We start from the raw sequence: 8,904 nt of genomic DNA, 5'->3' as shown, positions 1-8,904 counted from the left end.
CCAGGTGAAGGAACATACACAGTAGCACCAGACGGAACAGTTACATTCGTACCAGAAAAATCATTCACAGGAACAGGAACAGGCGTGACTGTTAAACGTGTAGATAAGAACGGTACACCAGTAACAGCTAAGTACACACCAACTGTTACACCAGTAACACCAACAGGTGAACCAGCTACAACTATTGGACCAAAAGGTAAAGAACAGTCTGGTAAACCAACATTCAAGGAAGGCGATAGCCGTGTTCCAATGAATGATGACGTTCCAGCAACATTTGACGATGGTTCAACAACTAAGACTATTCCAGGTGTTGGTACTTACACAGTAGCACCAGACGGAACAGTAACCTTCAAACCAGAACCTGAATTTACAGGAACAGCTCCATCTGTTACAGTTGTTCGTGAAGATATGAACGGAACAAAAGCTTCTGCAACATACACACCAACAGTAACACCAGTTACTACGTTTGTAGATAAAGAAGGTAAAGCAATTCCAGGATATCCAACAGAAGACGGCGAAAATCCTAAGAAAGATATTCCAGGATACCGCTTCGTAGAGACTAAGAAACTTCCAAACGGCGACACAGAACATGTCTACGAAAAAGTGAAGACTAGTTACAAGGATAAAGACGGAAATGAAATTCCGGGATATCCAACAGAAGACGGCGAAAATCCTAAGAAAGACATTCCGGGATACCGCTTCGTTGAAACTAAGAAGTTGCCAAACGGTGATACAGTACATGTCTACGAAAAGATCACAACAACTCATGTTGACGAAAACGGAAACCCAATTCCAGGATATCCAACAGAGGATGGAGAACAACCTAAGAAAGATATTCCAGGATATGAGTTTGTGAAGACTGTTGTAGATGCAAATGGTAACATCCAACACATCTACAAGAAAGTTGTAACTCCAGAAAAACCAGAAGCTCCAGTTAAACCAGCTCCAGCTAAGGAAAATGCTCCTCAATTGCCAAATACTGGTACTGAAGATCATGCTAGCCTTGCTGCCCTTGGTTTAGTAGGTGTCTTGAGTGGATTTGGACTTATCGCTCGTAAAAAGAAAGAAGACTAATCAACTCTGTAAAGTAGTGGAAAAGTCAACTTTCTAATTAAAAACTAGTGTATCAAATGATGCACTAGTTTTTTTGATTGCTTGTATTAAGAATCGAACTATGCTACAATCGTGTAAAATAAACAAGGATATCAAGATATGAAAAGTGAATATCAAAAAATGATTGCGGGAGAACCTTATCACCCGTTCGATCCAGAACTTCGTGCTCTAGCACAAATAGCACGACAAAAGCAAGCCTCATTTAATGAAGAAGTCGATCCAGTAAAAGGTTTGAAAATCATCAAAGGATGGTTTGGCTCAACTGGTGAAAATCTCTATGTCAATACTCGTTTGGTGGTGGATTATGGTGTCAATATCTATTTGGGAGAAAATTTTTATTCCAATTGGAATCTGACCATGTTGGATGTTTGTCCTATTACCATTGGTGACAATGCCATGATTGGTCCTAACTGCCAATTTTTAACACCCCTTCATCCACTGGATCCAGATGAACGAAATTCAGGTTTAGAATTTGGGAAACCCATTACTATTGGTAAGAACTTCTGGGCAGGTGGTGGGGTTATTGTCCTTCCAGGTGTTACACTAGGTGATAACGTTGTTGCAGGAGCAGGAGCTGTCATTACCAAATCTTTTGGTGACAATGTAGTTCTGGCAGGCAACCCAGCACGAGTTATCAAGGAAATTCCAGTTAAAGAAAACTAAAAGAACAGCAAAATGCTGTTCTTTTTTTACATAAACAATGAGTATTAATGAAGTTCGGATGTGGTTAAGAAAACTTTCAGAAAAAGTTCAGACTTCTTTTAGGAAAATTCCGTAGACTAAGAATATGCAAAATGAAAGTCGAGGAAAAGAGCATGAAAGCAAAAAAATAGACATTTTTATTAACGAGTATAGCAACTCTAGCACTGGTGACAGCTTGTACCCAGTCAACTTCAAATACAACAACTAGCAATACCGCAACAACGGCATCCACTACAGGTGCTAAGAAAACTAGCTATTTCACAGACAAGGACTACGATACTTCCTACGATGAAAAATCTGCATCAACTGTGACGCTGTCTGGATCTACTGCAACTGTTTCTGGTGAAGGAGTTGCTGTGTCAGACTCTACCGTTACCATCTCTAAGTCTGGAACTTATGTGATTTCTGGACAATCTGACGGTATTCAAATCAAGATTGCAGCTGAAAAAACAGATGATGTACATATTGTTCTAAAGGGTGTGACCATGACCAATACCAATGCAGCTATTTCCGCTACATCAGCTGGTCATGTTTACCTAACTCTAGCAGATGGCACAGCCAATAGCCTCTCAGATTCAGCTTCTAATAGTGATGAAAAAGCTGATGCAGCCCTCTTCTCTAAAGTGGACTTGACCATCAATGGTAAAGGAACTCTCAATGTAGATGGTAAGAAAAACAATGGTATTAAGGCAAACGATACACTTCACATCACAGGCGGAACTTACAACATCACAGCAGTGGGAGATGCCTTTAATGTCAATGATGAACTCAATATTACCGGTACAACCATGACCATCGATGCCAAGGAAGATAGTGTCAAGGTAGACAATGATGAGGACACATCTGTAGGAACCATGTATCTCTCTGATAATACCATTACTGTTACTGCAGGGGACGATGGTATCCACGCATCAGGTGATTTGGTTATTGATAGTGGAACCTACACAGTTAAGAATTCTACAGAAGGGCTTGAAGGTAAGTCAATCACGATCAACGGTGGGGACATCACCATATACTCAACAGATGATGGTGTCAATGCGGCCAACAAAAACGCCCAACAAAGTGAAATTTTCTTTACTATGAATGGTGGGAATTTGACGGTTGAAGTTGGTCAAGGGGACACGGATCCAATTGACTCAAATGGTAACATTACTGTTACGGGAGGAACCATCAAAATGGCTGGTCAAACTGGTTTTGACTTTGATGGAACAGCAACCTACACAGGTGGAGAGATCTACCTTAATGATGAAAAACAAACTGAAATTGTAAATTCGATGCCTGGTGGCGGTGCACCTGGTGGACGACCATAAAAGAAAATCTCCTTTCTCGAAAGAGAGGGGAGATTTTTTATGTTGGAGAAAAAGGAGGAGGAAATAAAAGTTTCTACTCTATCTTCTATCCAGTCCACATAGATCTCTTATACAGATTAGTTAGAATAATTATCAAAACTATATCAAGTGCCTCAAAGGGGTGCTTTTCTGATGTTTGAACGAGCAAAAAAACACCCTTATTCCAATGCTTTTCTAAACATGTGGAATAAGAGTGTTCATTGTACAGGAAATTATTCTCCGTCTTTTTTAAAAATGTTTTTAACACCAGATACTGCACCTTCGATAGCTTCTTTAGCATCTTCGGCAACTTCTTTAGCTTTTGAAGCTACTTTTTCTGCAGCTCCTTCTGCTTGAGTTTTTGTATCGCCAGTGAGTTTACCAAAACCTTCTTTAACAGAACCTTTAGCTTGGTTGAGTTTTTCTTCGATTGACATGGGGATTACCTCCGTTAATTTTTTGTATGATCTGAATTAAATCAGATATTAATTTAAGTATATACCCTTTTATGCTAAAAAGCAAAAAACTGATACGAAAAGCATCAGTTCATTTTTTAATAGGTTACAATATTTAACTGACCTTTATCATATTCGGCGATAAAGATATTAGACACTTCTTCGAAGCCTTCTTCTTTCAATTTTTCTGTTAACCACTCTTCAGTTTTGCCAATGGTTTCTAGGATTTCAACTTGGACGACACCATCTGTGATGATTGGGTACTTAGGATTCTCGTCACCCATTTTTACGACAATCAATTGACCGTTTTGCTCAATCACAGCTCTCTTGACATCCTTTAATTGAAAAATTCCTTGAGCTCGCAATTTAAGAGCAACATCAGCAGCTGCAAGACCTTTTGAGCGGCAGGCTTCAGGATCTAACTTACCATTTTTGATGATAATAGTTGGTTTCCCGTCAATCAGCTGTTTGATGAAGGAAACATTAGTATTCAACCATTTAAGGAGTAAGATGAGAATGGTCCAAATAATTAAGATTGTTACGTATTGGATGATGGTGATTGAACTATTGTAGATAACCCCTCCGATAATACCCCCGAGAACAAAGTTCTGTACTTGATCCACTGCAGAACTTGGTGCTAGATTTCCTTTTCCTGTTACATTGATAACAAAAACAAGAGAAAGTAGCCCCAAGGCTAATTTAATCGCAATTGTAGCAAAAAAACTTATCATTTTTCAACCTCCACGAGTTCAACGTCTGATTTATACAGTTCCATTTTTTCTAATAAATAGCTATCTTGATCAGTCCCACTAATCGCACGATAAAAATTGTTGCCAACCTTAATAATAGCTCCATCAGTAGTAGCTGAAGTATTGACATAAATATCTTTTTTATCAACACCTAACTCTTTTGATACAATCTCGATGAAGTGTAAGGAACTACGAAATTGATTATCATTGGATTGGCTGTTTTGAAAATTCGTAATGCTAATCAATACAAAAGCAATTAACGTCAAAATAGAAATGAGCGATAATTCACGGAACTTACTCCCTCTTTTATCTTTGAAAGCCTTAAATGCAAAGAATCCAGTCACAATCACTAAGAATGTCGACACAATAATCATGGTCCAATTCTGTTGACTAATCTGACTGAGAACATAGTCATATGAATAGAATTTCATAAGATTTCTCCCTTTTTTAAATTCAATCTATTATAAACTAATTCCTAAGCTATAGCAATTTTATTATGACGAAAAAAGCATTTAATTGTTGTTTCCTACTTAAGGTAGGTTTTTCTGATTTGACTTAGCCTCCCGTCTTGACTTTCGTTTAGCTTTTGATATAATAGTAAAAATTTAGAGGAGGTGCTCTATGATTCAAAAACACGTCATTCCTATTTTAGAGTTTGATGATAATCCTCAGGCAGTCATTATGCCCAATCATGAAGGCTTGGATTTACAGTTGCCAAAGAAGTGCATCTATGCATTTTTGGAGGAGGAGATTGATCGTTATGCTCGAGAAGTAGGAGCAGAGTGCGCAGGCGAGTTCATTTCTGCCACTAAGACCTACCCGGTTTATGTCATGGACTACAAAGGCGAAAAAGTGTGTCTAGCCCAAGCTCCTGTCGGTTCTGCCCCTGCGGCCCAGTTTATGGATTGGTTGATCGGCTATGGTGTGGAGCAAATCATTTCCACTGGAACTTGTGGAGTCCTAGCCGATATAGAGGAAAATGCCTTTCTCGTCCCTGTTCGCGCTCTGCGAGATGAGGGGACCAGCTACCACTATGCAGCGCCTTCTCGTTATATGGATGTACATGTAGAGGCGATTTCTGCTATCGAGCAAGTCTTGGAGCAAAGAGGCATTCCCTATGAGGAAGTTATGACCTGGACGACAGATGGTTTTTACCGAGAGACAGCTGAAAAGGTTGCCTATCGTAAGGAAGAAGGCTGTGCAGTTGTGGAGATGGAGTGTGCAGCTCTTGTAGCAGTTGCCCAGCTTCGAGGAGTAGTTTGGGGTCAACTTCTATTTACAGCCGACTCTCTAGCGGATTTAGAAAATTATGATAGTCGTGATTGGGGTGCAGAAGCTTTTGACAAGGCCTTAGAACTCTGTCTTGAAATTGTTAGTCATATGTGACTGCTTTAACTGTTTTATGGTACAATGTAACTATGTTATTCAAATCATTTTTGGAAAAAATAAACACGACCTTGGGGCGTTTATCACCTGCTCGTCGAATTTTTTTAAGTTTTGCTTTGGTTATTCTCGCAGGCTCTCTCCTTTTGAGTCTGCCATTTGTGCAAGCAACAAGCTCCCAAGCGACCTATTTCGACCATCTCTTTACAGCAGTATCCATGGTCTGTGTGACAGGACTCTTTACTCAACCAGTGGCTACTACATATAACATCTGGGGTCAGTTAATCTGTATGTTTTTGATCCAGATTGGTGGTTTGGGTCTCATGACCTTTATAGGGATCTTTTATATTCAAAGCAAGCAAAAGCTAAGTCTTCGTAGCCGTGAAACAATTCTGGAGAGCTTTAGTTATGAAGAAACTCAGTCTTTAATGGTTTTCATACGTTCGATTTTCTTGACGACTTTTATCGTTGAAGGACTCGGAGCTTTCCTGTTAAGTTTTCGTTTTGTTCCGGAATTTGGTTGGGGCCGAGGAATTTTTACCTCTATCTTCGTAGCTATTTCAGCTTTCTGTAATGCTGGTTTTGATAATTTTGGAAGTACAAGTTTAGTAGCTTTTCAAACTGATCCGTTGATTAATCTAGTGCTTGCTGCTTTGATCATCACAGGTGGTCTAGGGTTCATGGTTTGGTTTGACCTGGCCACGCAGTTGAGCAAGAAAAAACGGCGGCTTCGCTTCCATACCAAGTTGGTTCTCTTCTTGACAGCTGGAATTTTATTTACTGGAACAGTTTCAACCCTCTTGATAGAGTGGAACAATCCGGGAACGATTGGAAATCTCAGCATCCCTGATAAATTGCTAGTCAGTTTTTTCCAAACAGTTAGCATGCGGACGGCAGGATTTGCTTCTATTGATTTTACTCAGGCTAGGCCTGTTACCTTGATGATCTATATTTTGCAGATGTTTCTGGGTGGAGCGCCTGGTGGAACAGCCGGGGGGCTTAAAATCACAACCTTCTTTGTATTATTAGTATTTGCACGCAGTGAACTTTTAGGATTACCCCATGCCAATGTAGCTCGGAGAACAATTTTACCTCGGACAGTCCAAAAATCATTCAGTGTCTTTATTATCTTCTTGCTAACTTTCTTGCTGGGCTTGATCCTGTTAGGGGTAACCGCAGAGGGGAATCCGCGCTTTATCTACATCATGTTCGAGACAATTTCAGCTCTTGCTACGGTCGGAGTAACTGCAAATTTGACACCAGAGTTAGGCAGATTAGCTCTTAGCATTATCATGCTACTGATGTTTATCGGTCGAATCGGACCACTCACGCTGTTAGTTAGTTTGGCTGAGTATCAACCAGATAAGAAAGATATGATCCACTATATGAAAGCAGATATTACGATAGGATAAGAAAGGATAAACTATGTCAGATCGGACAATTGGAATTTTAGGTTTGGGAATTTTTGGGAGTAGTGTACTTACCGCCCTCGCTCAGCATGATATAAATATAATTGCCATTGACGACCATGAGGAGCGAATCAATCAGTTCGAACCTGTCTTGGTACGTGGAGTTGTTGGAGATATAACAGATGAAGAGCTCTTGCTCTCAGCAGGAATTGATACCTGCGATACAGTTGTGGTGGCAACTGGGGAAAATTTAGAATCTAGTGTGCTTGCAGTCATGCATTGCAAGAGTCTAGGAGTACCAACTGTTATTGCTAAGGTTAAAAGCCATACAGCAAAAAAAGTCCTTGAAAAAATTGGCGCAGATTCAGTCATCTCACCAGAGTTTGAGATGGGTCGTTCGTTGGCACAGACTATTTTATTTAATAACAGCGTTGATGTTTTTCAGTTGGACAAAAATGTCTCGATAGTCGAGATGAAAATTCCACGGTCGTGGGCAGGTAAGAGTCTAAGTGAACTTGATCTTCGAGGACAATACAATCTCAATATTCTTGGTTTTCGTGACTATGAAAATGCTCCCTTGGATGTTCAGTTTGGGCCGAATGACTTATTAAAACCTGATACCTATATCATGGCGGTGATTAATAACCAATATTTGGATACCTTATCTAAATTTAACGAAAAATAAAATAGATAGAAAATTCTCTTTACAAATGCAGTATTTCATGGTACAATAGCCTTTGTGTGAAATAGCAGCAGGAAAGCATGAAGCTCGTCAACAGGTGTCTTATAACAAGTAACCTTGGCTGTTTAGGCGAAGGGCATCTGCACGAATCAGGGCTTTCTAAGTGACTATTTCCGCCGAAATTATATTTATATTAGGAGGACATACATATGTCACGTTATACAGGACCATCTTGGAAACAAGCTCGTCGCCTCGGCCTTTCACTTACAGGTACAGGTAAAGAATTGGCACGTCGTAACTACGTACCAGGACAACACGGACCAAACAACCGTTCTAAATTGTCAGAATACGGTTTGCAATTGGCTGAAAAACAAAAACTTCGTTTCACTTACGGAGTAGGTGAAAAACAATTCCGTAACTTGTTCGTACAAGCTACAAAAATCAAGGGCGGAATCCTAGGTTTCAACTTCATGCTTCTTTTGGAACGTCGTTTGGATAACGTAGTTTACCGTCTTGGTCTTGCGACTACTCGTCGTCAAGCTCGTCAATTCGTAAACCACGGTCACATCCTTGTTGACGGAAAACGTGTTGATATCCCATCATACCGCGTAACTCCAGGTCAAGTAATCTCAGTTCGCGAAAAATCATTGAAAGTTCCAGCAATCCTTGAAGCGGTTGAAGCTACTCTTGGACGCCCAGCATTCGTATCATTCGATGCTGAAAAATTGGAAGGTTCATTGACTCGTTTGCCAGAACGTGATGAAATCAACCCAGAAATCAACGAAGCACTTATCGTTGAATTCTACAACAAGATGCTTTAATTTTGAGATATATCTTACGAAAAGCCTACAACAGTGGGCTTTTTTCTTTGTAAAAAATAAAAAATAAGAAAAATTTATCTCAAGTTCTTGACAAGATTCTAAAAGTAGGTATAATAGAAAGAGTTAAAAAGCTCAAGGTCCGTTGGTCAAGGGGTTAAGACACCGCCTTTTCACGGCGGTAACACGGGTTCGAATCCCGTACGGACTATGAGTGTATCGCGGTTGATGGAAATAGGATTTAAAAAAAGTTAAAAAAACCTGT

At 39.8% G+C, this 8,904-nt stretch carries 10 protein-coding genes and 1 tRNA gene; 8 read left to right on the top strand and 3 right to left on the bottom strand.

Annotated features, from left to right (window positions below):
* The 3 genes from ACXYSM_RS08400 to ACXYSM_RS08390 form a co-directional block, all read left to right on the top strand.
* Positions 1 to 1,074 (top strand): LPXTG cell wall anchor domain-containing protein (locus ACXYSM_RS08400; protein ID WP_458635006.1); only part of this gene is annotated, 1,074 nt, incomplete at its 5' end.
* A gap of 138 nt (positions 1,075 to 1,212) precedes the next feature.
* Complete coding sequence (locus ACXYSM_RS08395; RefSeq protein ID WP_414264967.1) at positions 1,213 to 1,776, top strand: sugar O-acetyltransferase; 564 nt, start codon at positions 1,213 to 1,215, stop codon at positions 1,774 to 1,776.
* 188 nt (positions 1,777 to 1,964) lie between these two features.
* The gene (locus ACXYSM_RS08390) at positions 1,965 to 3,125 is read left to right on the top strand and encodes a carbohydrate-binding domain-containing protein (RefSeq protein WP_458635043.1); all 1,161 of its coding nucleotides are present in this window, start codon (positions 1,965 to 1,967) and stop codon (positions 3,123 to 3,125) included.
* A gap of 251 nt (positions 3,126 to 3,376) precedes the next feature.
* Here the strand turns inward: ACXYSM_RS08390 and ACXYSM_RS08385 are convergent, their stop codons facing one another.
* The 3 genes from ACXYSM_RS08385 to ACXYSM_RS08375 form a co-directional block, all read right to left on the bottom strand.
* Positions 3,377 to 3,580, bottom strand: coding sequence for a CsbD family protein (locus ACXYSM_RS08385; RefSeq protein ID WP_458635005.1), 204 nt, complete (start codon positions 3,578 to 3,580; stop codon positions 3,377 to 3,379).
* Positions 3,581 to 3,696: 116 nt separating this feature from the next.
* Positions 3,697 to 4,329 carry a DUF421 domain-containing protein gene (locus ACXYSM_RS08380; protein ID WP_458635004.1) on the bottom strand — a complete coding sequence of 211 codons (633 nt, stop codon included), beginning with the start codon at positions 4,327 to 4,329 and terminating at the stop codon, positions 3,697 to 3,699.
* Entirely contained in the window at positions 4,326 to 4,778 is a 453-nt protein-coding gene (locus tag ACXYSM_RS08375) for a DUF3290 family protein (protein ID WP_458635003.1), read from the bottom strand. Before ACXYSM_RS08375 ends, ACXYSM_RS08380 begins: the two co-directional genes overlap by 4 nt.
* Before the next feature lie 190 nt (positions 4,779 to 4,968).
* Between ACXYSM_RS08375 and ACXYSM_RS08370 the strand changes: the two genes are divergently transcribed.
* From ACXYSM_RS08370 to ACXYSM_RS08350, 5 genes are all read left to right on the top strand, one after another.
* A complete protein-coding gene (locus ACXYSM_RS08370; protein WP_458635002.1) occupies positions 4,969 to 5,733 on the top strand; it encodes a nucleoside phosphorylase in 765 nt (254 codons plus the stop codon).
* A 32-nt stretch (positions 5,734 to 5,765) separates the two neighbouring features.
* Positions 5,766 to 7,142, top strand: a complete 1,377-nt coding sequence (locus ACXYSM_RS08365) for a TrkH family potassium uptake protein (RefSeq protein WP_458635001.1) — start codon at positions 5,766 to 5,768, stop codon at positions 7,140 to 7,142.
* A gap of 13 nt (positions 7,143 to 7,155) precedes the next feature.
* Complete coding sequence (locus ACXYSM_RS08360) at positions 7,156 to 7,824, top strand: potassium channel family protein (RefSeq protein ID WP_458635000.1); 669 nt, start codon at positions 7,156 to 7,158, stop codon at positions 7,822 to 7,824.
* A 206-nt stretch (positions 7,825 to 8,030) separates the two neighbouring features.
* Positions 8,031 to 8,642: a 30S ribosomal protein S4 gene (gene rpsD, locus ACXYSM_RS08355; protein ID WP_004253981.1), complete on the top strand. Its 612-nt coding sequence runs from the start codon at positions 8,031 to 8,033 to the stop codon at positions 8,640 to 8,642.
* 136 nt (positions 8,643 to 8,778) lie between these two features.
* Positions 8,779 to 8,850: transfer RNA gene (locus ACXYSM_RS08350), tRNA-Glu, on the top strand.
* Positions 8,851 to 8,904: the final 54 nt, after the last annotated feature.

This window comes from Streptococcus sp. V940 (assembly GCF_054353495.1).
The sequence above is the reverse complement of the archived record's forward strand: the minus strand, read 5'-3'. Positions and strand labels throughout refer to the sequence as shown.

Coding starts and splice junctions, on each gene's coding strand:
- ACXYSM_RS08395 (WP_414264967.1), top strand. CDS start 1,213: ATGAAAAGTGAATATCAAAAAATGATTGCGGGAGAACCTTATCACCCG.
- ACXYSM_RS08385 (WP_458635005.1), bottom strand. CDS start 3,580: ATGTCAATCGAAGAAAAACTCAACCAAGCTAAAGGTTCTGTTAAAGAA.
- ACXYSM_RS08380 (WP_458635004.1), bottom strand. CDS start 4,329: ATGATAAGTTTTTTTGCTACAATTGCGATTAAATTAGCCTTGGGGCTA.
- ACXYSM_RS08375 (WP_458635003.1), bottom strand. CDS start 4,778: ATGAAATTCTATTCATATGACTATGTTCTCAGTCAGATTAGTCAACAG.
- ACXYSM_RS08370 (WP_458635002.1), top strand. CDS start 4,969: ATGATTCAAAAACACGTCATTCCTATTTTAGAGTTTGATGATAATCCT.
- ACXYSM_RS08365 (WP_458635001.1), top strand. CDS start 5,766: ATGTTATTCAAATCATTTTTGGAAAAAATAAACACGACCTTGGGGCGT.
- ACXYSM_RS08360 (WP_458635000.1), top strand. CDS start 7,156: ATGTCAGATCGGACAATTGGAATTTTAGGTTTGGGAATTTTTGGGAGT.
- rpsD (WP_004253981.1), top strand. CDS start 8,031: ATGTCACGTTATACAGGACCATCTTGGAAACAAGCTCGTCGCCTCGGC.